This window comes from Rhodococcus sp. NPDC019647, assembly GCF_044389235.1.
Lineage (GTDB): Bacteria > Actinomycetota > Actinomycetes > Mycobacteriales > Mycobacteriaceae > Rhodococcus_F > Rhodococcus_F oxybenzonivorans.
This window is the reverse complement of sequence record NZ_JBIRXS010000006.1, coordinates 137,929-164,483: the sequence shown is the minus strand read 5'-3', so window position 1 is coordinate 164,483 and position 26,555 is coordinate 137,929. Positions and strand designations below refer to the sequence as shown.

Here is a 26,555-nt window from a genome sequence, read left to right as displayed (position 1 = left end):
ATGCCCACACCCGGAGCCGACGCAGTGGCGCAACGTGTCTTCGACGCCTCCCTCGGCGCAATCGACATTCTTTCCATCCATCTGGGAGATCGACTCGGTTGGTATCGAAGTCTCGCAGATCAGGGCCCCGCAACAGCGGACGAACTGGCCGAACGCACCTCGACCCACCCGCGGTACGCACAGGAGTGGCTCGAACAACAGGCGGTGACAGGACTGCTCACCGCAGACGGCGGCAGTCCTCGAAGATACACGTTGGAGCCCGGTGCGGCCGAAGTGTTCACCGATGAGAAAAGCCTGGCCTACCTGGCGCCGCTGGCCCGGATTTTCGTTGCCGCCACCACACAGATGCCCGCGCTGATCGAGGCGTATCGCACGGGAGGCGGTGTGGGATGGGCACAGTACGGTGTCGATGCGAGGGAATCGCAGGCAGATATGAATCGGCCGTGGTACGAGCAGGTTCTGCCGGGAGCGCTCGCGTCGGTACCCGAGGTCGACGCACTTCTGCGCACCCCCGGTGCCGCCATCGCCGATGTCGGATGTGGAGGCGCGTGGTCCACGATTGCCCTGGCGCGCGCCTATCCCGATGCCCGGCTGGATGGTTACGACATCGACAGCGCCACTGTCGAACTCGCGAAACACAACGTCCGCGAGCAAGGGGATGTTGCCGACCGGATCACGATCACCGAGTCGGATGCAGCGGGCATTCCGGAGGGCGCCTACACCGCTGCATTCGCCTTCGAGTGCATTCACGACATGCCTGCACCTGTCGAGGTATTGACGGCGGTACGCAAGGCTCTGGCACCCGGTGGGGTCATGATCGTCATGGACGAGGCGGTGGACGACGAGTTCTCGGCGCCGGGAAGCGACATCGAGCGGTTGATGTACGGATTCAGCCTGACCGTGTGCCTGCCGGACGGAATGAGTTCCAGTCCGAGTGCCGCCACCGGAACGGTCATGCGTCCGAGCACCTTGCGAAAGTACGCCGAGGCTGCCGGTTTCGGCTCGATGGACATCCTTCCCATCGAAGACTTCGGGTTCTGGCGTTTCTACCGGCTGACCGTGTGACACCTCGTGCCGGTGAGGCGTATGTAACGAATTTTGCGTAAACGCCGAAAAGTGGGATACCCGAAGGGGGAAGATGTTCAGCAAGCGACTAGGCATGGGAAGCACCATGACACTGCAGGATTGCACAGGGTTGGACACGTTCCTCATAGCCACGACGCGCGTGCCCTGCCCCCTTCGCCCCTCCAGGCCGAGAGATGAATTGGGGAGGGCTATGGAGTAGGCGACTCACCGGGGAGCATCACCGCGCACCCACATATGCATGTAGCCGTTCGGTACTTCCAGCGAATATGGTCCACTCACAACAATGTTCGGTACTCAGGTGGAGTCCGTGTTCGACCTACGACATGGTGGGAATTCTCATGAAACTTCTCAGAACTCTGGCATTGTCTATCTTCGTCGTCGCTGCGATGGCAGTCGGCGCCGGCACGGCCTACGCCGACCCCGGCACGCAGGGAATCGACTGGAGCCAGCCCTTGATGACCCCGACCGCCGAAGGCAGTAGCCAGGTGGCTGAACAGTTCTTTCCGGAAAATGACGCCAAACAGGCCGCCTTCGACAACATGACCAGCGAGATCAACACCGGTTGGAACAACGCGGGCCTGCAAGGCATGGCCATCGGTTCCAATGTGGGCATGGCAATCGGGTGCGTCTCGATCTTCCCCAACTTCATCGCCGGATGCATCATCGGCGCCGTCGTCGGCACGATTGCAGGAGCCGTGATCGGTGTCGGTGTGGGAAATCCGAACGCGCAGCCCGCGGTGGAGCAGTTCTTCGCCACACCCTGAGCGAAGAGCGAACCGCAGCCCGGCCCTACACAGGCCGGGCTGCGGTGTTTCATCTCACCTTTAGTTAGTGGACGATTGGTTAGTGCACGAACTATCGGGTACCCTGAGCTGGTGACCACGAACGTTGCCGAAGACCCCCTCGCACTCGACAGGCAGGTGTGCTTCGCGCTGGCGGTGGCCAATCGCGCAGTCCTGGGCGTCTATCGGCCGATCCTCGAACCATTGGGGCTCACCCATCCGCAGTACCTGGTGATGCTGGCCCTCTGGGGTACCTCCCCCATGTCGGTCAAGGAGATCGGCAGCGCACTGCAACTCGATTCCCCCACGCTGTCGCCGCTGCTGAAGCGACTCGAATCGTCCGGGCTTCTCACCCGTACCCGCAGCGCGGACGACGAACGCCAGCTCGTCGTGGAATTGACCGACGCGGGGAGGGCGTTGCGCGCACAAGCCGAAAAAGTGCCACCCGCCGTAGTCGAAGCACTCGGAGTGGAACTCTCCGAACTGATGGAACTGCACAGCGTGCTGACCCGCATCAACGCCGCGGCCGTCAAGGCAGGCGCGCTCGGAGGAGTGGACAAGTGACCAATCGAAGCCACGGTGCCCGGAGCCGGCCGACGCTCTTTCAATGGCTCGGCTACGCGTTCGGACGCAGATTGCCCGACTCGATGCAGGACTGGGTTCGGAACGATCTGATCGGTGACTGGGCTGTGCCGCGACACCTCGTCCGCAGCATGGTGCCGTTCATTCCGGTGTTCGCGGCCTTCTTCCTCTTCCCCGGGCCGGTGTGGTTACGCGGTTCCATGGTGCTGCTCGGGGTGTTCCTCGCACTCTTCTACAGCGTCGCCTACATGGCGCAGAACCGATCACGCCGCCTCGAAAAGCACGGACTTCCGCCCGACTTGGAAAACCCGAAAGCCAGACGCCGGCACGACGCCGAACGGGCCGCGTACTACCGAGCCCACCCCCGTGCGTGAGAGCTGAGACCGTTCGAGGTGTTCCTGCCGCCTTCGCGGCCCTGGGCGACCCCACCAGTCGCGCATACGACGACAAAACGGGACGAGAAGAAAGAAACACAACGCCGCCCTGACCTGCCTCGTCCGACGCCCGTGCGACGTCCTGTACGCCACGCTCGAGAACAAGGAACTCTACCGGGATCCAACCCCCTCAGCAGCTTGACGAAAACCAAAGGGGGACATCCCCAGCGCTCACTCGGCGAGAACTGGTACGACCGTCTGACAATTCCTCCCGCTCCGGGTGGCTCACCGAACTCGACAACGCGCGCCTGAGTTTCGTGGGTGGCTTCCCCGCCGGCTGCGTGGTCGCGGGAGTGCTGACGGCTCTCGCGGCAGTACTCACCCTGATTTACCTGCCCATCGCACCACACCGGATGCCGGCGATCCCGACGAAAAGAACAGGGCGAAGGCGCCGGAGAACCCTGCAGTAGTCCACAGGTAACCCGAACTCCCCACTTACCGCGGCAGGCTCCCGTTGCACGGACAGCGCGAACTGCTCACCCGTGGTTACTCCAGGTCGAACGCGGCCCGGATCGCCTCGGACAGGGCCGCTTCCTGCGACGGAAAGAAAAATCCAAGACCGTGCCCCAACGCCGACACCGGAATGGTGACGATGTTGTCACAACTGACCACCGAATCCTTCTCCAATCCGTTGGCCGGCCCCACCGGCACCTCGGTCGACAGTCCACGCATGGTGCCGGTGATCGGCGCCACCGTCACCCTACTCAAGTGCGGGCGCACCAAATCCCGGGTCAACACCAGCACCGGCCGCGTCTTGTCCAGCTTCGCGGCGTGAATCGGCCTCATCAGTCGAGATCGCTGAACAGACCCGCGGCATGCCGGGCGAGGTCGTCGAGGCCATCCGGATCATCCTCGCCGCGCGCCCGGGACAGAATCTCGGCATCCCGGGCGGCGATCTGCCGACGCCGCTCCCGCTCGAGCGCCCGCAACACCAGAGCCGCCCGGCTGGGCGCCCGATGTTCGCGCACTTCGCCGTCGACGAAGGCCACGATCTCGTCCGGTAACCGCACCGCAATCTGCGTACTCATACCTAAATGCTACCACTGTGGTACCACATTGGTAGCGCGAGCAGGCGGCTCAGCGGCAACATCGTCCTGACCTCTCCTCCCAGGGTGCGGAGGGCGGATACGGGCACTACACCGCAGCGACGCACGGTGTAGTGGGCATCATGCCTCAAGCCTCCGCCCCGCCGGGCCGAGCATCGGAGGCGTCACAACCTCAGCCTACGACGCCGGCCTTCCGCATCGCTGTAATGTCCGCAGCCGAGCACCCCAGCTCACCGAGGACTTGATCGGTGTGCTCACCGAGAGCCGGAATGTCACCCATCCGCATCTCCACGTCGGCGAATGTCATCGGTGGCAGCACCGCGCTGATCTGGCCCACCTCGCTGCCGACCTGACGCCAGCGGTCACGTTCCTTCAACTGCGGATGGTCGATCAATCCGCTCATATCGTTCAGCTCCGCTGCCGGAATTCCGGCATCCGCGAGTGCCTGGTCGAGGGCCGCGCGGGTGAACTTCTTCGTCTCCTCGGCGACGAGGGCATCAACCTCTTCGCGATGATGGACCCGCAGCATGTTGGTTGCATAGCGGGGATGATCGGCGAGTTCGGGTCGCGCGAAGACCTCGGTGACCAACTGCCGCCACCCCCGATCGTTCTGAACCCCGATCAGAATGTTGCCGTCGAGGGTGGGGTACGCGTCGTACGGAACGATGGCGGCGTGTCCGAGGCCGACACGAGGGATCTGCCGGTCGGCGTACATCTTCATGTACATCGGATGGCCCAGCCACTCCGCGGTCGCGTCGAACATCGACACGTCGATCTGCGCGCCCACCCCGGTTCGTTCACGTCGGAACAGCGCACTCAGGATGGACGTCAGCGCATACATTCCCGCCGCAATGTCGGACACCGGCACTCCGGTCTTCGTGGCCGTCTCGGGTGTTCCGGTCACCGAGATCATGCCGGTCTCGGCCTGCACCAGCATGTCGTACGCCTTGCGTTCACGCCTCGGTCCCGCTGTCCCGTAGCCCGACATGTTCGCCACTATCAGCGCGGTGTGTTCCGCGCGCAACGCCTCGGTCCCGAAACCGAGTCTGCTCGCTGCATCGGGCGCCAGGTTCTGCACGAACACGTCGGCACTCGCGATCAACCTCAGGACAGCATCCCGCCCCACCTCGGATTTGAGGTCGACACAGAACGACTCCTTCCCTCGGTTCAACCAGACGAAGTGGGAGGCCTCGCCGAAGACGGCGTCGTCGTAGTTGCGTGCGAAGTCGCCTTCCCCGACGCGCTCCACCTTGATCACCCGCGCGCCCATATCCGCCAGATGACGGGTGGCGAGGGGGGCGGCCACAGCTTGCTCGAGAGCGACGACGGTGATTCCGTCGAGCGGGAGTGTTCCGGGGTCGTTCTCCATGTGGGACTTCACCGTTCCGATTTCGATTCCGGGTGATCGTGATAGTGCGTGGCGCCGATCGCGTGCAGCAATTGGTGCACGGTGTCGTCCGAGAGCCGATAACGCATCGAGCGGCCGTCGCGCGTGGCCGAGACCCAGCCCTGGTGGCGCAGCAGTCGCAGTGCGTGCGAGACGGCGGTACCGCTCATCTCGAGCGCTGCCGCGAGGTCGCCAACACAGATCCCCGGCGCGTGGTGCAGGCACAGCAGCAACCGGAGGCGGTTGCCGTCCGACAACAATTCGAAGCGGTTGGCCCACCCCTCGATGTCGGGGCTGTGCAGCGCCGCCGCAGCGCGCTGAACGTCCTCGGGGTTCAGCGCAGGAGTGGTAGCCACTCGGCCAGTCTACAAACGGCCTGACCGCGCCCATGTGCGCATACATAGGCGATCGCTAAGTGTCCGTGTGGTCCAGGGCGTGCCGAAATGACCTTCTCCGCTTCTTGCGAGAGGCGACCAGACGAAAGCCGGGCCAATTGTCCAGCCTGGCCCGTCCTAGTCGCGCGGCGCTGGACCATTGGTATGAATAATCCGATGTCATTGGCATTCGATGCCCACGAAAAGTTACCGTTCGTGACCAGTGACGTGAGTCACTTCCCACTACTTCCGTGATCGGCGCAGCCCCGCCCGGCGCGGTGCAGGAGGCGAACGTGAAAATCCAAGATGCTGTGCCCGGCGCGGAGGCGACGGTTCCAGCCCGCCGAGGGGCCGACCGCGCGAAGATCTTGTCCGTGCCCTGGCCGTGGTACCTCGCTCTGGTCGCAGTCGGCTTGGGTGCTGTCTACACCGGCACGCTCCCGGAGAACATCTTCGGCGGCCTGGCCATCGCCATGATCATCGGCTGCGGCTTGTTCTGGATCGGAGACCGCACCCCGGCATTGTCTGCGATCGGTGGTGGACCGCTGTTGTGTGTGTTCGTCCCCGCCCTCGCCGTGTACTTCGGGCTGGTTCCGGACAGCTTCTCGGACATCGTCAAGAACTGGTTCACCGGATACGGATTCGTCGAGATCCTGGTGGCGTCGATCATCGCGGGCAGCATCCTCGGGATGGACCGCCGGTTCCTGATCAAGGCGGGTGGCCGATTCTGTGCGGTGATCGTGGTGGCGTTCGCGCTGGTGGTCACGCTCATCGGGACGATCGCCGCAGTCACCGGTTTCGGATTCAAGACTGCGATCCTCGACGTCACGATCCCGATCATGGCCGGCGGCATCTCCGGCGGTGCGATTCCGCTGTCGCAGATGTACGCCGACACCATCGGCGGTGACGCGCAGCAGTACATGTCCAGCATCGTGCCGCCGATCATCTGCGCGAACCTGCTGTGCATCGTGCTGGCCTCGGTGTACGCCAACCTGACGCGTCGGCGCACCAAGCTGTTCGTCGGCTTCAACGGCCACGGCGAGATGCTGCGGGTCAAGGCCACCCCGGAGCAGGCTGCGGCGCTGACCGACGACAAGCGCCCGCTGACGATCAGCGGACTCGGTACCGGTCTGTTGATGACCGCCGCGATCTACCTCGTCGGCGCCATGCTGCAGGCCGCGGTTCCGCCGGTGCACCTCTACGCCTGGGTCATCCTTCTCACCGCCGCGATCAAGCTGTCGGGTGTGCTTCCGCAGGAGGTCGAGGAGTCGACGACCGAGTGGTACCAGTTCGTGGTCAAGCTGTGGGTGCCGGCGGCGCTGGTCGGTATCGGGGTTTCCCTGATCGACATCGAGCAGATCGCCGAACTCGCCTCTCGCCCTGCCTATCTCGCGTTCACCGTTGCGACTGTGCTGATCACCGCGCTGACCGCCGGTTTCGTGGGGTGGCTGCTGAAGTTGTACTTCGTCGAGTCCTCGATCACGGCCGGACTGTGCATGACCGACCTCGGTGGGTCCGGCGACATCGCCACCCTCGGCACCACCCGGCGCATGCATCTGTTGCCGTTCGCGCAGATCACTTCTCGGCTCGGCGGCGGGCTGGTGCTGCTGTCGGCCTCGGGATTCCTGGCCTACTTCTACGGCTGATTTTTCAGCGGTCGACGCACAATTTCGGCGCGACCGCATTCGATGAGGAGAAAGAAACACATGGGTAAAACACTGGCCGAGAAGGTGTGGGACGCACACGTAGTTCGCCGACAGGAGGGCGAACCGGACCTGCTCTACATCGACATGCACCTGCTGCACGAGGTGAACACCCCGCAGGCCTTCGACGGTCTCCGGGCGAGCGGTCGTACGGTGCGGCGCCCGGACCTGACGCTGGGCACCGAGGACCACAACACCCCGACCGTGGCGGTGGACAAGGAGATCGTCGATCCGGCGGCGCGGGAGCAGGTGTCGTTGATGCGGAAGAACTGCGCCGAATTCGGAATCGAGTTGTTCCGCCTCGGTGAGGAGCATCAGGGCATCGTGCACGTCATCGGACCCGAACTCGGCCTGTCCCATCCGGGTTCGACGATCGTGTGCTGTGATTCGCACACCGCCACCCAGGGTGCGTTCGGTGCCCTGGCGTTCGGGATCGGCACCAGTCAGGTCGAGCACGTGCTGGCCACCCAAACTTTGCCGATGGGACGGTTGAAGAACATGGCCGTGACCGTGAACGGGTCCCTACCCGTGGGGGTGTCGGCGAAGGATCTGATCCTGGCGATCATCGCCCGGGTCGGCACTGCGGGCGGGCAGGGGCACATCATCGAGTATCGCGGTCAGGCCATCGAAGAGCTGTCGATGGAGGGCCGGATGACGATGTGCAACATGTCCGTCGAGGCCGGTTCGCGGGCGGGGATGATCGCCCCGGACGAGAAGACCTTCGAGTATCTGCGTGGCCGCCCGGCCGCCCCGACCGGGGATGCGTGGGATGCTGAAGTAGCGTACTGGCGCACGCTTTTCAGCGACGACGACGCCGTCTTCGACAAGGAAGTCGTCATCGACGCCTCCACCCTGACCCCGTTCGTGTCGTGGGGCACCACGCCCGCGCAGGCTGGCCCACTCGGTGATCCGGTACCGCATCCGGACCAATTCCCGGACCCGGTGGAGCGCGCCGCCGTCGAGCGCGCCCAGGCCTACATGGACATCACCCCCGGACGCCCCGTCCGCGGGTTGCCGGTCGACGTCGTATTCATCGGATCGTGCACCAACAGCCGCATCGAGGACCTACGGGAAGTCGCCCGCGTCCTCGACGGGAGGAAAGTCGCCCCCGGCGTCGAGTTGATGATCGTGCCCGGGTCGATGAAGGTGCGTCAGCAAGCGATCGACGAAGGCCTGAACGAGGTGTTCGAGGCCGCCGGCGCGGGACTGCGGTTCGCCGGGTGTTCGATGTGCGCGGCGTTGAACGAGGACCGGCTCACGCCCGGTCAACGGGCGGCGTCGACGAACAACCGCAACTTCGAGGGCCGCCAGGGCAAGGGCTCGCGCACCCACATCGTCTCACCGGCTGTTGCTGCCGCGACCGCGGTCGCCGGCCACCTGGCCGCACCGGCCGACCTGAACTGACTCTCACCAACGATCGTCTGCGAATCGAGGACCACCGTGCAATCGTTCACCGTGCACACCGGCGTGGCCGCACCACTGCGGCGCACCGATGTCGACACCGACCAGATCATCCCCGTCCGCTTCCTCACCCACAGCTCCCGAACAGGATTCTCCGACAAACTCTTTCACGACTGGCGCGAAGAACGCGACTTCGTCCTCAACGACCCCGCCTACGCCGGATCGACCATCCTGATCGCCGGCCGGGACTTCGGCACCGGCTCCTCCCGCGAATACGCGGTATGGGCGTTGCAGAACTACGGATTCCGGGCGGTGATCGCACCCCGCTTCGGGGACATCTTCCGCGGCAACGCACTCACCAACGGCCTGCTCACGGTGACGTTGCCGACCGAAACCATCGAACGACTCTGGGCGGGTCTCGAGGCCGATCCCGGTAGCGAGGTCACCATCGACCTGGTCGAACGGCAGGTCCGCGCAGGCACGATCACCGCCTCCTTCGAACTCGACGACAACACCCGCTGGCGATTGCTCGAAGGACTCGACCACATCGACCTGACCCTTACCCACGCCGCCACCATCACCGGCTTCGAACATCAGCGGCGCCCCGCGCTGCCGGCGACCACACTGTTGCGCTGACCCACCGTTGAACGGGCCGAGCCGCTCAGGGTGTCTCGGCCCGCTTCTTTTCCAGCAGCGGCACGATCCGCGGGGCAATGCGGCGGCTGAGCACCAGTTCCGACTGGGTCCGCAGCACCCCATCGATGGCGATCATCTCCTGCAGCACCCGCTCGAAGTCCTCGTGATCCTTCGCCACCACGCGGCACAGCAAATCTCCCTTGCCAGCAACGGAATTGACCTCGAGCACCTCGGGGATGGTGGCCAGATGCCGGCAGGTGGCATCCATCATCGACTGCGCGATGTCCAGATGAACGAACGCCAGGATGGAATATCCGAGCGCGGTCGGTTGCATCTGCGGGCGGTAGCTGGTGATCACCCCCTCTCGGGAGAACTTGTCGAGCCGCGACTGCACGGTGCCGCGCGCGACGTTCAAACGGCGGGCGTACTCGCGCACCCCGGCCTTGGGTTCCTCGACGATCAGCTTCAACAGATCGAGATCCAACTTGTCCAAGGGAGTGGTCAACTGCATCGCCCCATTGTGCCCGATACGACACTCAGGCCGAACCGAACCGGACCGATTGCCCAACACGCGATCCCAGTCAACTACCACTAGCCCATCAGGGGCGGGTTCTACACCGACCGCCCTACTTCGACGAACGGAGAACTCGATGTCCCAGCAATCCTCCCCGGTCTCGCCGACCACCGACTGGCAGGCACCGGCCACGGCCACCCACCGCGACCGTGCCGCGTTGTTGGCTACCCTGTCGCAGGTTTCCGATGCCTCCTGCGCGGTCTCCGACGCCCTCGACCAGCTGGGTGTCGGAGCGGCGATCGGTGCCGGCATCCTCGCACCGCTGCGCCGGGGGCAGCGGATCTGCGGGCCCGCCGTGACGTTGCGGTACCGGCGGCTGACCGGCGAGGTCGCCGACAACAGGGCGGACGGTCTCGGTGCCCGGCTCGGCGACCGGGACCTCTACAGCACCGCCCGGCCCGGTGATGTGGCGGTGTTCGACTGCCCCGCCCCCGCCGATACCGCTGTCGTGGGCGCCTTGTCGGCGCAGTGGGCGCTGCTGGCGGGGCTCGCAGGGTGCGTTGTCGGTGGCGCGGTGCGTGATTCGGTGTCCATCATCGACAGCGGCCTGCCGGTGTGGTCGATGGCCCGGGCTCCGCAGGCCGCCCGGTTCCGCTACGCCACCGAGTCGATCGGCGAACCTGTCCGGCTGGCCGGGCGTCTGGTCCACCCGGGCGACATCATCGTCGCCGATGATGACGGGGTCGCCGTCATCCCGGCCGACATGCTGTTCGACGTGGTGACGATCTGCGTGGAGACCGACCGCATCGAGCACGAACTGCTCGCCCAGTTGCGGTCGAGTGACTCGATCGCCGACCTGATGGGCAAGCTGCGGCAACGACCGGTCAGCGTGTTCGACCGCTGACCCTCGGCTGTCGACGCACTACTCGAACAGGTTCGGCAACCCGTCCGTGATCCGGTTCGGGAACTTCGGCTCGCGCTTCTCGAGAAACGCGTCGACACCTTCACGCACGTCGTCCGAGGTGCCGCGGACGTAGATGCCGATCGACTCGGCCCGGTGCGCTACCTCAGGGTCGGACGCACCGAGCATCCGCCACATCAGCTGTCGGGTGAGAGCTACCGACACCGGTGAGGTGCCGGAGACGAATTCGCGCGCGATGTCGAGTGCCCGATCGAGCACCTGATCGGCGGGGACGAGCTCCCTGACGAGTCCTCGTTCGAGCGCCTCGACTGCCGAGACCATCTTGCCGCCCACCGCCCACTCGACGGCCGTCGAGATGCCGACGGCCCGCGGAAGAAACCAGGTCGAGCAGGCCTCAGGGACCAGCCCGCGACGCGTGAACACGAACCCGAACTTCGCGGTTTCCGACGCGATGCGGATGTCGGCCGGCAGGGTCATGGTGACGCCGACACCCGCGGCCGGTCCGTTGATCGCGGCGATGACGGGCTTGAGGGAACGGTAGATTCTCAGCGAGACCTGCCCGCCCGTGTCGGCCGGGGCGCCTCCGGTCTCCGGGTCGTCACGCAGCACGAAGGTGTCGCCGCCGGCTGCGAGATCGGCTCCCGCACAGAAGGCCCTTCCCGTTCCGGTAATGACCACCGCACGGACCTCGTCGTCGGCGTCGGTCTCGTCGAAGATGTCGATGAGCCGATAGCACATCGCGTCGGTGAACGCATTGAGCTGATCGGGACGGTTCAATCGCACGACCGCGATCTCCCCGTGCCGCTCGAGTATTACTGCATCGTCGGTACCGGTCTCCGTCACGATGACTCCTTTCTGAGTGCCCCGCCGGTTTCGGCTCAGCGGACCTTGTCGAATCGTTCTGCCAAGTCCCGGTATTCGGACCGGATCGCCGTCTTCGAGAGTTTGCCACTGGGGAGCCGCGGCAGCGGCTCGTCCCGGATCACGACGTAGCGCGGAACCTTGTAGTCGGCCACGAGCCGGTCGCAGTGTTCGATGATTGCCGCTGCATCGACGCCATCCTTCACCGTGACGATCGCCGCCGGGGTTTCGCCGAAGCGCTCGTCAGCGGCTGCGATGACAGCGACTTCCTCGACACCGGGAATCTCGGAGATGACCCGCTCGATCTCGACCGGCGAGATATTGATGCCGCCGGTGATGATGAGGTCTTTGAGCCGGTCGACGAATTTGACACGCCCTTCGTCGTCGAGGGTGCCGAGGTCGCCGCTGTGCAGCCAGTTGTTCTGTAAGGCTGCCGCCGTCGACTCGGCGTCGTTCCAGTAGCCGGGGGTGACACCCGGACCGCGCAAGAGTATTTCGCCCTCTTCACCGGGAGCGGCATCGGTGCCGTCCGGACGGACCACCTTCACTTCGGTGAAGATCGAGCCGGATCCACACGTGTCGGGGTGGTCGAAGGCTTCGGCGACGAGGGTGGCGGTGGCGACACCGCCGGCCTCGGTCATGCCGTAGATCTGTCGCAGTGCGACGCCCTTGCCCGCCCAGCGCTGCAACAGTGCCGGAGCGACCGCGGCGCCGCCGACGATCGCGGTGCGCAGCGATGACAGGTCGGCGTCCGCGAACTCGGGTGAACGCGAGATCGCCTCGAAGATCAACGGCACACCGAAGATGGCCTGGACATCGTGTTCACCGAGAAGCCCGGCCGCGCGGCCCGGATCGAACTCCTTCTCGATGATCAGCTTTCCGCCGAGCACCGTTGTCATGACCAGCCCCCATACCAGGCCGGGGGTGAACACCAACGGCAACACCAGCAGCGACGTGGACCCGGGCCGGAAACCTTCCTCGGTGAGTGACGCTTCGAAGACGATATTGAGCAGCGTCCGGTTCGTGCAGATCACTCCCTTGGACATCCCGGTGGAGCCGCTCGTGAAGAGGAGGGCGGTCGGTTCGTCGGGCTCGAGATCGATACGGAAGTCGTCCTGTCCTCCCGCGCGTAGCGGCGCGAGCTCGTCGAACGAGAGCGTGTCGAAGGCGGAACCCAGTTCACGCGCCGCGTCGACCGTCGGCGCGAACTCGCTCGGCGTGACGACCAGGACGGCGCCGGCGTCGTCGACAACCTTGCGGAGCTCCGCCGGCTTGAACCGTGGGTTGAGCGGGATCAGTACACCGCCGGCCTTGAGGACGCCCAGTGCAATCACCGGCCACGTCAGCGAATTCGGGCCCAGCACGCCGACTCGTTGACCCGGTTGGATTTCGAGGTCCACGATCTTCCGGGCGATACGACTGGACCAGTCCTGCAGTTCGCGGTATGTGAGAGATTCACCCGCCACGACGAGCGCGTCCTGCTCTCCCTTGGTCTTCGCCCACCAATGCAATGCCGAGCCGACGGTGGCAGCCATTCGTCCTTACCTTTCGTGAGTCGCGCAGGTGCGATGTCGTTATACCGGGCCTACCGGGCACGTTGGGTGCCTGACACAGGGCGTGGGCCGAATCGCTCTTGCCGACAGATGTTTTCAGCGCGGCTCGGACCAGGAACACCTGGCTCGTGCGCCGTGCGACCCACGCTATATGGTCCAATTTGAGACGTCAATCAAGTCTTGTATTTTGCAAAACGGCGCGCTGTGACAGCCACGAGTCCCGCCGCGAACGCGGCCACTCCCCCGACCGCGAACACCACGACGTACGCCTGTTCTGTGGGCGTCGAGGTGCCCGGGATCACGATCGTCGCGAGCAACACCGCTACCAATGCACTGGCCAGTGAGCTTCCGAATGTCCGGGCGATCGCGTTGATGCCGTTCACCGCCCCCGTGTTCCCCGGAGGAACGCCGCCGATGAGCATCGACGGCAACGCACCGTAGGCGACTATGACGAAGACATTGATCACCGCAACCGCCGTGATCAATTGCCAGGTGTAGTCGTGAGCAAGGATCAGCATCACGAATCCGCACACCCCGACGGCGCATGCCGCGGTCAGCACCCGGTGGGCGGGGAACCGTCGGGTTACGAGCCCACTGACGGCCGCCGCAGTCGTACCGGCAATTTGTCCGGGCAGCAGGTACACGAGACTGGTCTCGAGCACCGACGCATCGAAGCCGTATCCCGCTTCCTCTCGGGAGATCTGCACGAACGTCGCGACGGCCAGGAACTGCACGAACATCGCGACACCCACCAGAAAAGCCGCGACATGCGCCGGAGCCACCAACCGTGCCGTCAGAAGCGCAGGAGCAACCAGCGGTGCAGTGGTCCGCCGTTCGTGCCGGTACCAGGCGGCAAGCACCAGCGCGCCGGTGACGGCGCAACCGAGTGTCCGCACCGACAGCCATCCCCACGTCCCACCTTGCGCCAGCGGCAACAGCAGTCCCGGCAGGCCGATCGCGAGCCCGACCACACCCCAGAAGTCGAAACCGTCGCGCGCTCCCGACCCCGGGGTATGCGGGATAACGCACCACCCGACGACCATTGCTATCACCGTGAGTATCAACAGCATCCAGAAGACACGTCGATAGTCGGCCCCTTCGGTGTACAGCACTCCGGCCGCGATCATTCCCGCACCGCCGCCGACACTCAACGCACCGGACATGACGCCGAGCGCCATCGGGACACGGTGCGGCCCCAGTGCGCCCCGCACTACCGCGACACCGACGGGGAACAACGCGTACGACACGCCCTGCAGAACTCGACCGGCGACGAGTGCCGGCAACCCCGCCCACGCGACACACAGCACCGAGCCGATCAGTACCGTGCCCAGCACGGCGAGCATCACCTTCCGCGGACCATGTCGATCGGCGAGGTGACCCAGCAGTGGTGTACATACCGCGGCTGCAAGGAGATTCGCTGTCACTGTCCAACCGACAGCATCCGTGCCCACGTCGAGCTGCACCGCGATGGCCGGCAGGAGCGGTACCACGGCGGTCTGCATCATCGACGTGATCATCACGATGAAGCAGAGCGCCGGGACCAGCACCGCCGATCCACGTGCCGTCTTTCGGGCGGCGAGATGGGCCGTATCGGGCGCCTGGGTCACGGCATCTCCTCGCTGCGGTGCCGGTCAGAGATCGAGCACGAGTTTGGCTGTGCAGCTTCGTGACACACAGATCATCATGCAGTCGTTCTCAGCCTGTTCGTCTTCGGTGAGGATCGAGTCCCGATGCTCGGGAACTCCCTCCAGAACGGGGGTTTCACACGTCCCGCACGTACCCTCACGGCATGAGAAGGGGGCGTCGACACCGGACCGGAGTACCGCGTCGAGCACGCTTTCGTTCGCGTCGACGGTGATGGTGCTGCCCGCGCGGTGCAGTTCGACCTCAAACGATCCGTCGACCGCATCGGCCGGCCGCTTCTTGGCAGCGAACCGCTCGACGTACAGCCTCAGGTTGGGATGCGCGAGGAATTCGTTCTCGATCGCCTGCAGGAGCGGCTCCGGTCCGCAGCAGTACACCGCGGTGCCGTCGGGGACGGCGTCGAGGGCAGCCGGAAGGTCGAGGATTCCGTACTCGTTTTGGGGCCGCAGCTCGATTCGTCCGGGGTACCGAGCGACCAGCTCGTCGGTGAAAGCCATGCTGGTGCGTGATCGGCCGCCGTACAGCAGGCGCCAGTCGGCACCAGCGGCTTCGGCGCAACGGAGCATCGGCAACAGGGGCGTAATGCCGATACCGCCGGCGACGAAGAGGTAGGACTGCGCAGGTTCGAGGGTGAAATTGTTGCGCGGGCCTGCGATCGCGACCAGGTCTCCGACTTGCAGCGAGTCGTGCATCCAGCGCGATCCACCGCGGCCGTCCTCTTCGCGGAGCACCGCGATCGCCAAGGAGGTGGTGTCGGATGCGTCGCCGCACAGGGAGTATTGCCGCACCGTCGACCTGTCGATAATGACGTCGATATGCGCTCCGGGCTCCCAGGTCGGGACAGCGCCGCCGTCGGGATGCGCGAGGCGAACTGCCATGACACCGTGAGCAAGCACGTCTTTGCCGATCACTCGCATTTTGCGTTGTTCGGTGTTGGTGCTTCCGGTCATCGGCGCTCTCGTTCCCATAGACTTCGCGTGCCCTATAATCTTAAGCAATTAGGTTTACAGGGCGCAAGCCCGGCCATTGGTACTCACGACGCGCACAGGAGATCGCCATGACCCCACACTCATCGACGGACCAGAGTGAGACGGTCCTCGACCTGTTCAAACTGGACGGGTCCGTCGCTGTCGTGACTGGTGCCGGCAGCGGCCTGGGCGCCGGATTCGCCCGCGCTCTCGCCGAGGCCGGCGCCGACGTAGTGATAGCCGCACGCCGGCGCGAGAACCTCGACGCCGTCGCGGTGACAGTAGAGGCCATCGGTCGCCGCTGCCTGGTCGTCCCCACCGACGTCACCGTCCCCGAGCAGTGCGACGCGCTCGCCCAGGCCGCTGTCGCCGAGTTCGGCCACCTGGACATCCTGATCAACAACGCCGGGGTCACCAGCTCCGCGCCTGCGACCCGCGAGCGCCCCGAGGACTTCCGCGCAGTCCTCGACGTGAACCTGATGGGCAGCTATTGGGTAGCGCAAGCGTGTGGACGCGTCATGGGCCCAGGCTCGACCATCGTCAATGTCGCGAGCATGCTCGGCCTCATCAAATCGGCACTCCCGCAGGCCGCGTACGCGGCCAGTAAAGCGGGAATGATCGGCCTGACCCGCGACCTGTCGCATCAGTGGTCGAAGCGAAAGGGCATCCGCGTCAATGCGATCGCGCCGGGATTCGTGGAGACCGACCTGATTTCCGAAATGTCGTCGGATACGCTCGAGGAGTTCCTGCGCGGCAGCTCTCTCGGCCGCACCGCGACGCAGCGCGAGATAGACGGAGCCGTGGTGTTCCTCGCCAGTCGCGCCTCCGGCTACATCACCGGCTCGACGCTCGCCGTCGACGGCGGCACCTCCGGACACTGATTCCGACGACGAAGGACCATGCAACCATGACGTACTCCACCACGGTGACCACCCTCCGCGGCGACGGCGTTTCCCTGGTCGCCGACCTGTGGGAACCCCGGTCGGAACCGAAAGGCACCGTCCTGCTGCTCCATGGCGGCGGGCAGACCAGGCACTCGTGGCAGCGCACCGGAATCCGGCTGGCCGAGCAGGGATGGCGCGCATATTGCATCGACGCACGTGGCCACGGTGACAGCCAGTGGTCGCCCGACGGCGACTACAGCCCCGATGCGCACGCCCGCGACATCAGCACAGTCGTCAGCGACCTCGGTGAACCCCCGGTGCTCGTCGGTGCGTCCATGGGCGGCATGGCCTCACTCGTGGCATCGGGCGACGAACAAGGTCTCGCCCGGGCGCTGGTCCTGGTAGATATCACCCCGAAGGCCGAACCTGAGGGTCTCGCCAAGATCACCGACTTCATGCAAGCTGGGTTGTCCGGCTTCGACAGCCTCGACGACGCGTTGGGAGCAGTGATCGAATACAACCCGCACCGCAGTCGAGCGCCGCGGGTGGAGGGTTTGCGCAAGAACCTGCGGGAACACGAGGGTCGTTGGTACTGGCATTGGGATCCGCGGATGCTGTCGGACAGGACGAATTCGGCGGCCGCGTCGGCCGAACGCGAGAGTCGTGCTCGCATCGCAGCGCGGGCCATCAGGATTCCGACGTTACTCATCCGTGGCGCCCAGTCCGATGTGGTCAGTCCGGAAGGAGCGCGCGAACTGCTGGAGCTGATTCCGGGGTCCCGCTATATCGACGTGGGCGGCGCGGGGCACATGGTGGGCGGCGACGACAACGACGTCCTGAGTCGAGGCTTGGTGGAGTTCCTCGACGAGGCGGTTCTCACCGCATGACCACCTGAGCGACTGGAACATATACCATTCTGACCATCTGCCGCGCCGACCAGGCCCGGCGTACTGCTCGAACCGAAAGCGAGACATGGCCCGACCGTCGAAACCTCTGATCAGTCGCGCAGCCGCCGTGGCAGCGTCCATCGAGATCATCGACTCCGAGGGACTCGATGCGTTCAGCCTGCCACGCCTGGCGAAACACATCGGAGTGCGTGCTCCCTCGCTCTACCATCACTTCTCCGACAAGTCGGAGATCCTCGCCGCGGTCGCACGACAGATCGCCGGCGCCGGAAACCTACCGCGACGCAAGCCCGGCCCGGACTGGCCCGAATTCTTCGTGACGCTGAGCATGAACCTTCGCCGGTCGATCCTCAAACACCGCAACGCCGCGCCGATCCTGCTGCAATATCTGCCCCGTGACCTGCTGATCGGCACCTACGAGGACACCGCCCGGTTCCTCGAGGAGTCCGGAGTGCCCGCGCACCTGCACGTCCAGATTCTCGACGGCATGGAGCGCCTGACGCTCGGTGCGGTGCTCACCGAGGCGATGCGCAAACCGAGCACCAAGTCCACGATCTTCCCCAACGTCGACCCGGAGTCGCAGCCTCTGCTGTCCAAGGCGCTCGCCGCAAACGAGATGACCTCCCGGCAGTTGTTCGAGGAAATGATTCGCAGCTTCCTGCACGGCGTGGTGCGCAACGAGAACATCGCGATTGCGGACGCCGCGCCCTCCGACAACGTCAAGGTTTCGGCCAACTGACCGAGTCCGCCCTTTCCCCGCGCGAACCGCCCTCGACGCACCGGTGCCCCACGGATCGAATCCGTGGGGCACCGCGTTTGCTGACCTACTGTGTTGTGCAGACCTACTGAGTTCTGCAGACCTACTGGGCAGGAGCAGGCAGGTGGACGGTCTTGATCTCGAAGAACTCTTCGAGACCTTCGATGCCGCCCTCACGCCCGACGCCCGACTGCTTGTAACCACCGAATGGCAGGGTGAAGTCCATCGTCGCGGTATTGACACTGATGGTGCCGGTACGGATGCGCCGCGCGACCTCGAAACCGTGGTCGAGATCCTCGGTATAGACGGCGCCCGAAAGGCCGTACACCGAGTTGTTGGCGATCGCGATTGCGTCTTTCTCGTCCTCGAAGGTGATCACCGAGATGACCGGACCGAAGACCTCTTCCTGCGCAATCCGTGAATCCGGCTGCACATCGTCGATCAGGGTGGCTGCGACGAAGAAGCCCGTGTCGAGGCCTTCGGGGCGGCCACCACCGAGCACCACCTTCGCGCCGTCTTCCTTCGCGATGTCGATGTAGCCGAGCACGCGGTCCTGCTGACGCTTGGAGGCGAGCGGGCCGAGGAAGTTGGTCGGCTCCCACGGGTTGCCCATCGGCAGCGATCCGTACGCGGCCTTCAGTGCCTCGACCACCTCGTCGTGACGCTTGCGTGAGACGAGCACGCGGGTCAGCGCGATGCAGGCCTGACCGGACTGCATGCAGCCACCCATGGGCAGGGTCTGCAGCACGTGATTGATGTCTGCGTCGTCGAGGATGATCGCCGCGGACTTGCCACCGAGCTCGAGCGACACGCGTGCAATGCGTTCGCCTGCCAGGGACATGATGCGCCGGCCCGCGGCAGTGCTGCCGGTGAACGTGACGTGGTCGACGTCCGGGTTGGTCACGAGGGACTCCGACACCTCGCGGTCGGCACACAGCACACTCACTACGCCCTCGGGGATGCGACCTTCCGCGACCAGCTCGGCAATGATGTCCGCGAAAATCGACGGCGAGATCGGTGCCTCGGGTGCGGTCTTGAGAACGACCGAGCAGCCCGCGGCGAGCGCCGGCGCGAGCTTGAACGCGATCGTGCCGATCGGCCCGTTCCAGGGGATGATTGCGGCGACCACGCCCGTCGGTTCCTTGACGATGCGTGAGATGCCGCCGTCGGCCCGGGATCGCTCTTCGCTGACCTCGAACTCGCGGGCTACCGCGGCAACGGCCCGGAACAGGCCGCCGGTCATCTGCTGGGTCGGGCGGCTGACGCTGACCGGTACCCCGACCTCGATCACACCGATCGGCGTCAGTTCGTCCACGCGCTGCTCGAGACGGTCGGCGATGGCATCGAGAACGTCGGCGCGCTCGGCCATGGTGCGCGACGCCCATTCACCCCTGTCGAACGACTCGCGCGCAGCGGCAACCGCCTTGGTGACGTCTTCGACGGTGGCGGTGCGAACGCGTGCAACGGTCTCTTCGGTGAACGAGTCGACGACATCGACCCATTCGTCACCGGTCGAATCGACCCAACGGCCGCCGATGAAGACTTGTTCGCGATCGGCGATCGACGGGATCGTCGTATCGGTTGCAGTTTCGGTGGTGGTCATCAGTGAAGCTCCTTCGCTTTCAACGGATGTTGTAGCCGGCATCGACGGGGAATGTGACACCGGTGACGTAGCGGGCCTCGTCGGAAGCGAGGTACACGATCGCGTTGCTGATGTCGACGGCCTCGATCAGCTCGACGGGCATCGGGTTCTTGTACGACTCGTCGGCGGCGACCTCCGGGTGGGAATTGACGAACTCGCCGTATTCGGCGTTCGCGACCATCGGAGTGTTCACACCTGTGGGATGCACGGTATTGACCCGGATGCTGTGGGGCGCCAGTTGTTTCGCATACAGCCGCATGAGGCCGACGACACCGTGCTTGGCCGCGCTGTACCCGGCTTGGCCCGGCAGGGTATTGAGGCCGATGCTTGTCAGGCCGGCGGCCGAACTGGTGATGATGATCGAGCCGCCCTCGCCCCGCTCGACGAGATTCGGCACGGTCACGTCGAGCACGTGCCACACACCGGTGAGCATGGTGTCGATCGCGTCGTGCCAGGCCTGCCGCTGCTCACCCGGTCCGATGACGGGCATGATGCCGGCGTTCGGCAGCACGATGTCGACCTTGCCGAACTGGGCGATACCCGCGTCGTACGCAGCTTGGACGTCTTCGACGTTCCGGACGTCACCAACGAACGCAACGATGGCGCCTCCGGCCTCCTTGACCAGGCGTTCCGTTTCTGCGAGATCATCAGAGGTCGCCATCGGGTAGAACACGGTCGGGATCTGGTCGCAGATGTCCATCGCGATGATGGACGCACCTTCCTCAGCGAGCCGGACGGCATGCGACCTGCCCTGACCGCGCGCCGCGCCGGTGATGAATGCGACCTTGCCATCGAGCCGTCCCATGGATAGTCCTCTCCGAGTGTAGGTTCCGCCTGGTGGTGCACACAGGCAACGTGCGGGGTGATCGGATGATCGAAATGAAGTCGGCACACCATCTGTGAGCCACAACACAGACCGTAGTTGCCTACAACCTTTAGGTCAACACCGAACAAGAATCGTTTTTCGTATCACCGGCAACCATTCAAAAGCTGGGCACTTCGGCCCACTCCCCGACCTGGTAGCACGAGTGCTCTTCCTCCTGCTCGAACGACAACAGTCGGCACATCCGCACCGCGCCTGCATCGTCCGGGTCGATACGAATCAGGGCGATCTGCGCTCCCGCGTCGCGCAGCGCCCCGAGCGCCACCACAAGCAGCGTGGTGCCCAAGCCCTCCCGCCTCGCGGCCTCGGTGAGCACGAGCGCCCGGACCGACGCGGCGTCGAGTTCGAGGTGCGTGGACACCGTCGAGTCGAACCAGACGAATCCGAGAGGTGCGCCCGAAGAATCTGTTGCAACGACCACGCTGCCGGCCCCGAGACGAATGTCGTCGGCGAGGCGCTCACGCTGCGCCGGCACCAGCGCGGCCGCATCCAGCACTTCCTCGATCGACTTCGACGCCGTCGGATCGTCGAGTGGGCGAGCTTCGGCGAGCGTGATGCCGTCGGGCACCGACACATCGTCGAGCGGGCTCGCGAACGGCCCCGACAGGTGACGGAACAGCGTCCACAACCTGCTGACCGGCGCAACGCCGAACCGGCGCGTGAGACGCTCGGACGCGGGGTGAGTGCCGTACGCCCAGCAGCGCAGGGCCACAGCGCCAGTGCCTGCCCAACCACCGTCCACGGTCGTGTCCAGACCGACCTCCTCGACGAGCATCGTTGCGATACCTCGCGACCGATAGTCCGGGTGAACCACGAACTGCGCGGTACCCAGCCCCCCGTCGTCGACCTGCAGATGCAGATACGCCACCACCACGAGCGGAGCATCGTCGCGAGCACTCAGATCTCTGCGCGCCGTGATCGGCAGGTGGTAGACCCGCACACCGTCACGGCTCGTCGAGGTCACATCGCCGGGATTGATCGAGGAGAAGCCCGCCTCGTCGTCGTAGTCGGCGGCCGCCGCGACAAGTGCCAGCACCTCGTCCCGATCGCCGGAATCCAGTTCCGAACACCACTGATACGAGATCATTCGTTCGCTCCTCATCTGCCGGTTCGTTCCGATAAATCTAATGCCAATCGGTATTGGATCGCAATGGTCGAAACCTACCCGAGGACCCAACCCGGGGTTTACAGCTAAATCTACATAAGTTAGATTTAGGATCATCGATTCGCCATCGCACCACAGCCTGGAGGGCAGCCATGACAGAGGTCGGAATCCCCCGCGAGGAACGCATCCGTCGCGCGCTCGACCATCTGCGCAACGACACCACCGACGAGTTCGAGCACGTCACGTGGTTCGAACCCGTCGAGTTCACCGATCCGGACATCGCCAAGATCGAACGTGAGCGTGTATTCGGCCGGGTTCCGTCGATCATCATCCACGGCTCCGAGATCCCCCGCGCAGGAGATTTCGTCACCCTGCAGTTACCGCGAAACAACGTCATCATCGTCCGCCAGCGCGATGGCAGCGTCAAAACCCTCGTGAACCAGTGCCGTCATCGCGGGGCCATGGTCGAGAAGGAGGAAAAGGGTCGCTGCCGCCTGTTCTCCTGCCCGTACCACCGCTGGTCCTACGATACCGACGGCAGCCTTCGCACCATCACCCGCGACAACACGTTCGGGGACGCCGACCGCTCCGAACGCAACCTCGTCCAACTACCCACCGAAGAGCGGCACGGCTTCGTCTGGGTGGTCGACGACGCCGACGCAACCATCGATGTCGCCGACTGGCTCGGCCCTGAAATGGACTCGATCATGGGGTCCTACGGCATGGACAAGATGGTGACCACTCGGGTTCAACGCTTCGACGAGCCCATCAACTGGAAGTTGATGCAGGACGCGTTCCTCGACGGGTACCACATCCAGTACGCGCACCCCAACACCGCCGCGAAGCACATCCACACCAATGTCATGGCCTTCGAGGACTTCGGAAATCATTGCCGATTCCTCAATCTCCGCAAGACCATCGACCGATGGATCGAGGAGGACCCCGGCGATCGCAGTCTCGCCGAGCACATCACGGAAAGCCACCTGGTGGGGCCCAACAGTACGTTGCTCAAGCAACCCGACCATTTCCAGCTGCTCACCTTCCGCCCTCACCGCAGTGATCCGCAGCGCTGCCACATGGAGATTCGTCTGGTCGCGCCTACGCTCGAAGAGAGCGGCATGACGGAGGAACGCTGGAACCGGATCTGGGACAAGAACGTCGAGATCCTGGTAGCAGTGCTCCACAACGAGGACTTCCCGATCTTGCGAGATTCACAGGTTGCCATGGACAGCGCAAACGCCGGCAACATGCTCCTCGGCCGCAACGAAGTCGCCAACCAGGTCTTCCGCCGCGCAATTCAGAAACTCGTCAACGAGAGCTGATACCTGGCCTTCACACTCGCGGAACTACGGACGCCGGTTTCCGCTCACATCACGAAGGGGACCCGATCACGATCGGGTCCCCTTCCTCATCTCGACTCAGAGTTCCGAAGTGAACGGGAGCGTCAGACGCACCTGCGGTGAATCTCCTCAGTCGCCGGCCTTCGCCTGGGAGAGGTCGAGAACACCCTCCGAAAGCCGAACGGCGCGTCGAGCGTCCACGTGGTTCGTGAGCGATCGACGCGCCGTTCGGATGGCACGCGTTCCGACAGTACTATTCGAGTGTCAACGCCCGTTCGGGGCACACCGCGACGGCCTCCTCGGCCGCTGCGATGTGCTCGTCGAGCGCGAGTGCGTCCTGAAGGATCACCGGATACCCGGAATCGTCACAGTCGACGACCTCGGGGGAACGGCTGTAACACAAACCGTGTCCCGCGCACACCGACCGATCCACGACGAGGCGGCGCGTACCGTATTCCTTTTTCGTGTCGTGGGCAGTCATGATCGTTACTCTTCGCCGGTGACCATCGGCGGAGGGTTGTTCCCGTCTTCGGGGAACATCATGGCCACGCGAGACAACGTGCCGCCATCGGTCGTCGGCAATGTGACACCCGAGATGTACGCGGACTCGTCCGAGACCAGGAACAGTGCTGCTCGAGCATTGTCCTTCAGTGACGGCGGACGGTTGAGCTTGAGCGGAATCGGCGACACGCTCGGCTCCCACGGACCCGCCACTTCCTCATAGGACTGGCCGACGACCGGCGTACCCGCCGGGGCGAGGAAGTTCGGCGACATTCCGTGTGTCGGCGCGATCGCGTTGACGCGGATTCCATACTTGCCGAGATCCAGGCTCAGGGCCCGAACCATACCGTTCACACCGGCTTTCGTCGCGGAATACGCCGCGATGCTGTGGTACGCGACGAACGACGCCGCCGACGACGTCGCCAGGATGACACCACCGCCGTTGGCCCGCAGCGCCGGCACCGCAGCCTTCGCGGTGTAGAACACGCCAGACAGGTTGACGCCGATGACGTCCTGCCAATCCGCGTCCGTCAGATCCTGGAACTCGACCTGCTCGCCACCGGCGACGGACGGCACGCCACCACGCGAGATGATGCCCGCATTGGCCCACGCAATGTCGAGCTTGCCGAATGCGGCCACGGTGGCCGCCACCGCCTCGATCACCTGCTGCTCGACTCGCACATCGGCGGTGACCGCGATCGCCGAACCGCCTTGCTTTTCGACCAGCTCGACCGTGCCCTTGGCGCGCTCCGGATCGATATCGACCACGGCGACCTTCGCGCCCTCCGCGGCGAACAGCTGCGACGCCTCGCGTCCCAGGCCGGAACCGGCACCGGTGATCAGCGCGACCTTACCTTCGAGTTTCATGAAGTCTCCTGTGTTCGGGAATGTGTTCGGATGAATGGAAGCTGTCATCGGACAGCGGGACAACAGAGATGGGACCGGATAGCCGTGTGTCACAGATACAGCGGTGCTAGTACGCGATGAACAGAATTTCGTCGCGTGAGTACTCCATGCCCGGATGCGACTCGCTCAAATGCTCCTGGGTTTTCACCACCAGGTCGTCTTCGTCACTGCCGGTGATCGCGGCGCCACACGGACAGCTCAGTCTTGTCTTCATTCTCATGCCGGTCAGCCTTTCTGTGCCTCTCGTGCGGTCGGACGCTCACAGCACGTCGGCGACCGAGAAGTTCGATAGTCCCCCGAACATGTTCGACGTCACACAAGATTATCTAATGCACGTAGGTTGTACAAGCCCCCGCGTCGGCTTGATCACATCGGAAACAGTCGTGATCAGGCAGGCTCCGTGGCCTTCTCTACAGACACGTCCGTCTCGGACACGGTCTTATTCTTCCGCGGAACCAACGACACCAACACTGCGGCAGCCACTCCGGCGAACGCAAAGGCGTAGAAGGCCCAGTCGGCTCCGAGTGCAGAGCTCATGATCATTCCGGTGAGTATGGGACCGCAGACACCGCCGAGCCGGCCGAGACCCACTGCCAGCCCGAGCGCCGTGCCACGGGCGGCCGCCGGGTAGAAGACTCCGACGAATCCGTATACGCCCGTCGTCGACGAGGCACAGAAGCCGATCAGCAGAACCAGTCCGAACACGAGCGCCTGTGCCGGCTGCAGAGTCAGGGCGGACACTGCGAGCGCCCCGAAGACGAAGCTCACGGAAATGACGGGACGCGATCCCAGCCGATCCGCAAGACCGGTGATGACCACCATGCCGAACCCGCTGCCGATGTTGAATGCGAGCAGGAATGTCAATGCAGACCCGAGGTCATAGCCGGAGGACCTCAGCATCTGAGGAATCCAGGTGTTCATGCCGTATGAGACGAGAAGACCGAAGAAGGTGATGAGCGGGAACATGACCGTCGCGATCCTGTAGCCGGGGGCGAACAGGAGCCGCAGCCCCGAGGGGGAGCCGGTACTCCCACTTTTCGACCTCTCGAGTGCCATGCCGGATTCGGCGCCGGCATCGATGGAATAGCGCTGTGCCAGTTCGCGGGCCTCGTCGTGCCGACCCTTGCTTGCGAGGAAGGCAATCGACTCGGGCAGGTTTCGGTACGCGATGACAAACAATACGACACCCAGAAGGCCGCCCACTGCGAACATCGATTCCCAGCCGAAGGCAGGGATCATGAAAATGGCGGCAATCGCGACGACGCACCCGCCGATGGGAAAACCGGTTTGAATCACACCGTTGTAAAACTGTCGGCGGTCGACCTTGACGTATTCCTGGGTGAGCGCGATCAAGGTGGGGAGTGCTCCGCCGAAGCCGAGCCCTGCCAGCAACCTGAACAGGCCGAACATTTCCAAGTTCGGCGCAATGGCGCACAACCCGGTGAACAGGCTGAAGCTCACGATGCATGCAAGTACCACGGGTCGTCGCCCGATGCGATCTGTGATGTAGCCGGCCAGCATCGCTCCGGCCATCATTCCGAACAGGGACAGACTGCCGATCAACCCCGCCGATGCAGTGGTGATCCCCCACTGTTCCAGTTCGAGCAACGTCGGCAGGACCGCGCCGAACATGATGAGGTCGACACCGTCGAGGATGGTAATGGCCAAGCAAGTGAGGACCACGGATCGGGCACCCGAGACGGCCCTTTCCTTCCCCGGGACAGAAATCTGCGACATGT

Annotated in this window: 28 protein-coding genes and 1 pseudogene; 13 read left to right on the top strand and 16 right to left on the bottom strand. The window is 64.5% G+C overall.

All coding sequences use genetic code 11. The features are described from left to right. The 5 genes and pseudogenes from ACH49N_RS15060 to ACH49N_RS15040 form a co-directional block, all read left to right on the top strand. On the top strand, positions 1–1,065 hold the full coding sequence (locus tag ACH49N_RS15060) for a methyltransferase (protein WP_358273080.1): 1,065 nt from the start codon (positions 1–3) through the stop codon (positions 1,063–1,065). Between the two features lie 359 nt (positions 1,066–1,424). Beyond that, complete coding sequence (locus tag ACH49N_RS15055) at positions 1,425–1,850, top strand: hypothetical protein (RefSeq protein WP_109335379.1); 426 nt, start codon at positions 1,425–1,427, stop codon at positions 1,848–1,850. Between the two features lie 111 nt (positions 1,851–1,961). Beyond that, positions 1,962–2,432 (top strand): MarR family transcriptional regulator, encoded by a 471-nt coding sequence (locus tag ACH49N_RS15050; RefSeq protein ID WP_358273082.1) that lies wholly within the window; start codon positions 1,962–1,964, stop codon positions 2,430–2,432. Further along, a complete protein-coding gene (locus tag ACH49N_RS15045; protein WP_358273084.1) occupies positions 2,429–2,824 on the top strand; it encodes a DUF5313 family protein in 396 nt (131 codons plus the stop codon). Before ACH49N_RS15050 ends, ACH49N_RS15045 begins: the two co-directional genes overlap by 4 nt. Before the next feature lie 26 nt (positions 2,825–2,850). Next, positions 2,851–3,026: pseudogene (locus tag ACH49N_RS15040) on the top strand (IS110 family transposase); the annotation flags it as partial. Between the two features lie 344 nt (positions 3,027–3,370). On the opposite strand, the gene ACH49N_RS15035 reads toward ACH49N_RS15040, so the two are convergent. The 4 genes from ACH49N_RS15035 to ACH49N_RS15020 all read right to left on the bottom strand — a co-directional run bounded on the left by ACH49N_RS15035 (position 3,371) and on the right by ACH49N_RS15020 (position 5,673). Then, complete coding sequence (locus tag ACH49N_RS15035) at positions 3,371–3,670, bottom strand: type II toxin-antitoxin system PemK/MazF family toxin (protein WP_358273085.1); 300 nt, start codon at positions 3,668–3,670, stop codon at positions 3,371–3,373. Next, on the bottom strand, positions 3,670–3,912 hold the full coding sequence (locus ACH49N_RS15030) for a YlcI/YnfO family protein (protein ID WP_159923890.1): 243 nt from the start codon (positions 3,910–3,912) through the stop codon (positions 3,670–3,672). The genes ACH49N_RS15035 and ACH49N_RS15030 overlap by 1 nt, the downstream gene beginning before the upstream one ends. A 190-nt stretch (positions 3,913–4,102) precedes the next feature. Next, positions 4,103–5,299: a CaiB/BaiF CoA-transferase family protein gene (locus tag ACH49N_RS15025; protein ID WP_358273087.1), complete on the bottom strand. Its 1,197-nt coding sequence runs from the start codon at positions 5,297–5,299 to the stop codon at positions 4,103–4,105. 8 nt (positions 5,300–5,307) lie between these two features. Beyond that, a complete protein-coding gene (locus ACH49N_RS15020) occupies positions 5,308–5,673 on the bottom strand; it encodes a helix-turn-helix transcriptional regulator (RefSeq protein WP_109333546.1) in 366 nt (121 codons plus the stop codon). A 311-nt stretch (positions 5,674–5,984) separates the two neighbouring features. On the opposite strand from ACH49N_RS15020, the gene ACH49N_RS15015 reads away from it, so the two are divergent. Genes ACH49N_RS15015 through leuD form a run of 3 tightly spaced genes read left to right on the top strand, consistent with a single transcriptional unit; the run spans position 5,985 to position 9,431 of the window. After that, positions 5,985–7,337 carry a 2-hydroxycarboxylate transporter family protein gene (locus tag ACH49N_RS15015; protein WP_358273089.1) on the top strand — a complete coding sequence of 451 codons (1,353 nt, stop codon included), beginning with the start codon at positions 5,985–5,987 and terminating at the stop codon, positions 7,335–7,337. Positions 7,338–7,397: 60 nt separating this feature from the next. Then, positions 7,398–8,798: a 3-isopropylmalate dehydratase large subunit gene (gene leuC / locus ACH49N_RS15010; protein WP_358273090.1), complete on the top strand. Its 1,401-nt coding sequence runs from the start codon at positions 7,398–7,400 to the stop codon at positions 8,796–8,798. Between the two features lie 36 nt (positions 8,799–8,834). After that, positions 8,835–9,431 (top strand): 3-isopropylmalate dehydratase small subunit, encoded by a 597-nt coding sequence (gene leuD, locus ACH49N_RS15005; RefSeq protein ID WP_358273092.1) that lies wholly within the window; start codon positions 8,835–8,837, stop codon positions 9,429–9,431. Between the two features lie 25 nt (positions 9,432–9,456). Here leuD and ACH49N_RS15000 read toward each other — a convergent pair whose 3' ends face one another. Next, positions 9,457–9,942, bottom strand: coding sequence for an Lrp/AsnC family transcriptional regulator (locus tag ACH49N_RS15000; protein WP_159923883.1), 486 nt, complete (start codon positions 9,940–9,942; stop codon positions 9,457–9,459). A 139-nt stretch (positions 9,943–10,081) separates the two neighbouring features. Here ACH49N_RS15000 and ACH49N_RS14995 point away from each other — a divergent pair, with 139 nt between their 5' ends. After that, entirely contained in the window at positions 10,082–10,849 is a 768-nt protein-coding gene (locus tag ACH49N_RS14995) for an RraA family protein (RefSeq protein WP_358273094.1), read from the top strand. Between the two features lie 18 nt (positions 10,850–10,867). Here the strand turns inward: ACH49N_RS14995 and ACH49N_RS14990 are convergent, their stop codons facing one another. From ACH49N_RS14990 to ACH49N_RS14975, 4 genes are all read right to left on the bottom strand, one after another. Beyond that, positions 10,868–11,710, bottom strand: coding sequence for an enoyl-CoA hydratase-related protein (locus ACH49N_RS14990; RefSeq protein WP_358273096.1), 843 nt, complete (start codon positions 11,708–11,710; stop codon positions 10,868–10,870). Positions 11,711–11,745: 35 nt separating this feature from the next. Then, positions 11,746–13,263 carry an AMP-binding protein gene (locus tag ACH49N_RS14985; RefSeq protein WP_358273097.1) on the bottom strand — a complete coding sequence of 506 codons (1,518 nt, stop codon included), beginning with the start codon at positions 13,261–13,263 and terminating at the stop codon, positions 11,746–11,748. 191 nt (positions 13,264–13,454) lie between these two features. Next, entirely contained in the window at positions 13,455–14,888 is a 1,434-nt protein-coding gene (locus ACH49N_RS14980; RefSeq protein ID WP_358273099.1) for an MFS transporter, read from the bottom strand. A gap of 24 nt (positions 14,889–14,912) precedes the next feature. Then, positions 14,913–15,875: a PDR/VanB family oxidoreductase gene (locus tag ACH49N_RS14975; protein ID WP_358273101.1), complete on the bottom strand. Its 963-nt coding sequence runs from the start codon at positions 15,873–15,875 to the stop codon at positions 14,913–14,915. A gap of 107 nt (positions 15,876–15,982) precedes the next feature. On the opposite strand from ACH49N_RS14975, the gene ACH49N_RS14970 reads away from it, so the two are divergent. The 3 genes from ACH49N_RS14970 to ACH49N_RS14960 all read left to right on the top strand — a co-directional run bounded on the left by ACH49N_RS14970 (position 15,983) and on the right by ACH49N_RS14960 (position 18,421). Then, complete coding sequence (locus tag ACH49N_RS14970) at positions 15,983–16,774, top strand: SDR family NAD(P)-dependent oxidoreductase (protein ID WP_358273103.1); 792 nt, start codon at positions 15,983–15,985, stop codon at positions 16,772–16,774. Positions 16,775–16,800: 26 nt separating this feature from the next. Then, on the top strand, positions 16,801–17,664 hold the full coding sequence (locus ACH49N_RS14965) for an alpha/beta hydrolase (protein ID WP_358273105.1): 864 nt from the start codon (positions 16,801–16,803) through the stop codon (positions 17,662–17,664). An 85-nt stretch (positions 17,665–17,749) separates the two neighbouring features. Beyond that, the gene (locus tag ACH49N_RS14960) at positions 17,750–18,421 is read left to right on the top strand and encodes a TetR family transcriptional regulator (RefSeq protein WP_250769618.1); all 672 of its coding nucleotides are present in this window, start codon (positions 17,750–17,752) and stop codon (positions 18,419–18,421) included. Between the two features lie 121 nt (positions 18,422–18,542). Here ACH49N_RS14960 and ACH49N_RS14955 read toward each other — a convergent pair whose 3' ends face one another. The 3 genes from ACH49N_RS14955 to ACH49N_RS14945 form a co-directional block, all read right to left on the bottom strand. Further along, complete coding sequence (locus ACH49N_RS14955) at positions 18,543–20,042, bottom strand: aldehyde dehydrogenase (RefSeq protein ID WP_358273107.1); 1,500 nt, start codon at positions 20,040–20,042, stop codon at positions 18,543–18,545. Positions 20,043–20,061: 19 nt separating this feature from the next. Then, the gene (locus ACH49N_RS14950) at positions 20,062–20,886 is read right to left on the bottom strand and encodes a mycofactocin-coupled SDR family oxidoreductase (RefSeq protein WP_358273109.1); all 825 of its coding nucleotides are present in this window, start codon (positions 20,884–20,886) and stop codon (positions 20,062–20,064) included. 178 nt (positions 20,887–21,064) lie between these two features. Continuing rightward, entirely contained in the window at positions 21,065–22,051 is a 987-nt protein-coding gene (locus tag ACH49N_RS14945; RefSeq protein ID WP_358273110.1) for a GNAT family N-acetyltransferase, read from the bottom strand. A 170-nt stretch (positions 22,052–22,221) separates the two neighbouring features. Between ACH49N_RS14945 and ACH49N_RS14940 the strand changes: the two genes are divergently transcribed. Beyond that, the gene (locus ACH49N_RS14940; RefSeq protein WP_250769881.1) at positions 22,222–23,391 is read left to right on the top strand and encodes an aromatic ring-hydroxylating dioxygenase subunit alpha; all 1,170 of its coding nucleotides are present in this window, start codon (positions 22,222–22,224) and stop codon (positions 23,389–23,391) included. 271 nt (positions 23,392–23,662) lie between these two features. On the opposite strand, the gene ACH49N_RS14935 is transcribed toward ACH49N_RS14940, so the two are convergent. From ACH49N_RS14935 to ACH49N_RS14920, 4 genes are all read right to left on the bottom strand, one after another. After that, positions 23,663–23,890, bottom strand: coding sequence for a ferredoxin (locus tag ACH49N_RS14935; RefSeq protein WP_159923865.1), 228 nt, complete (start codon positions 23,888–23,890; stop codon positions 23,663–23,665). 5 nt (positions 23,891–23,895) lie between these two features. After that, positions 23,896–24,777, bottom strand: coding sequence for an SDR family NAD(P)-dependent oxidoreductase (locus ACH49N_RS14930; RefSeq protein WP_159923863.1), 882 nt, complete (start codon positions 24,775–24,777; stop codon positions 23,896–23,898). A 106-nt stretch (positions 24,778–24,883) separates the two neighbouring features. Then, a complete protein-coding gene (locus ACH49N_RS14925) occupies positions 24,884–25,036 on the bottom strand; it encodes a DUF1059 domain-containing protein (protein ID WP_374433466.1) in 153 nt (50 codons plus the stop codon). A gap of 167 nt (positions 25,037–25,203) precedes the next feature. Beyond that, complete coding sequence (locus ACH49N_RS14920) at positions 25,204–26,553, bottom strand: MFS transporter (protein WP_358273113.1); 1,350 nt, start codon at positions 26,551–26,553, stop codon at positions 25,204–25,206. Positions 26,554–26,555: the final 2 nt, after the last annotated feature.

What these genes read in the sequence shown, in the direction of transcription:
- leuC (WP_358273090.1), top strand. Translation starts at nt 7,398, where the DNA reads ATGGGTAAAACACTGGCCGAGAAGGTGTGGGACGCACACGTAGTTCGC.
- ACH49N_RS14995 (WP_358273094.1), top strand. Translation starts at nt 10,082, where the DNA reads ATGTCCCAGCAATCCTCCCCGGTCTCGCCGACCACCGACTGGCAGGCA.
- ACH49N_RS14920 (WP_358273113.1), bottom strand. Translation starts at nt 26,553, where the DNA reads ATGTCGCAGATTTCTGTCCCGGGGAAGGAAAGGGCCGTCTCGGGTGCC.
- ACH49N_RS14985 (WP_358273097.1), bottom strand. Translation starts at nt 13,263, where the DNA reads ATGGCTGCCACCGTCGGCTCGGCATTGCATTGGTGGGCGAAGACCAAG.
- ACH49N_RS14935 (WP_159923865.1), bottom strand. Translation starts at nt 23,890, where the DNA reads ATGACTGCCCACGACACGAAAAAGGAATACGGTACGCGCCGCCTCGTC.
- ACH49N_RS15000 (WP_159923883.1), bottom strand. Translation starts at nt 9,942, where the DNA reads ATGCAGTTGACCACTCCCTTGGACAAGTTGGATCTCGATCTGTTGAAG.
- ACH49N_RS14925 (WP_374433466.1), bottom strand. Translation starts at nt 25,036, where the DNA reads ATGAGAATGAAGACAAGACTGAGCTGTCCGTGTGGCGCCGCGATCACC.
- ACH49N_RS15030 (WP_159923890.1), bottom strand. Translation starts at nt 3,912, where the DNA reads ATGAGTACGCAGATTGCGGTGCGGTTACCGGACGAGATCGTGGCCTTC.
- ACH49N_RS14965 (WP_358273105.1), top strand. Translation starts at nt 16,801, where the DNA reads ATGACGTACTCCACCACGGTGACCACCCTCCGCGGCGACGGCGTTTCC.
- ACH49N_RS15035 (WP_358273085.1), bottom strand. Translation starts at nt 3,670, where the DNA reads ATGAGGCCGATTCACGCCGCGAAGCTGGACAAGACGCGGCCGGTGCTG.
- ACH49N_RS15025 (WP_358273087.1), bottom strand. Translation starts at nt 5,299, where the DNA reads ATGGAGAACGACCCCGGAACACTCCCGCTCGACGGAATCACCGTCGTC.
- ACH49N_RS15055 (WP_109335379.1), top strand. Translation starts at nt 1,425, where the DNA reads ATGAAACTTCTCAGAACTCTGGCATTGTCTATCTTCGTCGTCGCTGCG.
- ACH49N_RS14930 (WP_159923863.1), bottom strand. Translation starts at nt 24,777, where the DNA reads ATGAAACTCGAAGGTAAGGTCGCGCTGATCACCGGTGCCGGTTCCGGC.
- ACH49N_RS15060 (WP_358273080.1), top strand. Translation starts at nt 1, where the DNA reads ATGCCCACACCCGGAGCCGACGCAGTGGCGCAACGTGTCTTCGACGCC.
- ACH49N_RS14950 (WP_358273109.1), bottom strand. Translation starts at nt 20,886, where the DNA reads ATGGGACGGCTCGATGGCAAGGTCGCATTCATCACCGGCGCGGCGCGC.
- ACH49N_RS14975 (WP_358273101.1), bottom strand. Translation starts at nt 15,875, where the DNA reads ATGACCGGAAGCACCAACACCGAACAACGCAAAATGCGAGTGATCGGC.
- ACH49N_RS14955 (WP_358273107.1), bottom strand. Translation starts at nt 20,042, where the DNA reads ATGACCACCACCGAAACTGCAACCGATACGACGATCCCGTCGATCGCC.
- ACH49N_RS14945 (WP_358273110.1), bottom strand. Translation starts at nt 22,051, where the DNA reads ATGATCTCGTATCAGTGGTGTTCGGAACTGGATTCCGGCGATCGGGAC.
- ACH49N_RS14970 (WP_358273103.1), top strand. Translation starts at nt 15,983, where the DNA reads ATGACCCCACACTCATCGACGGACCAGAGTGAGACGGTCCTCGACCTG.
- ACH49N_RS14960 (WP_250769618.1), top strand. Translation starts at nt 17,750, where the DNA reads ATGGCCCGACCGTCGAAACCTCTGATCAGTCGCGCAGCCGCCGTGGCA.
- ACH49N_RS14940 (WP_250769881.1), top strand. Translation starts at nt 22,222, where the DNA reads ATGACAGAGGTCGGAATCCCCCGCGAGGAACGCATCCGTCGCGCGCTC.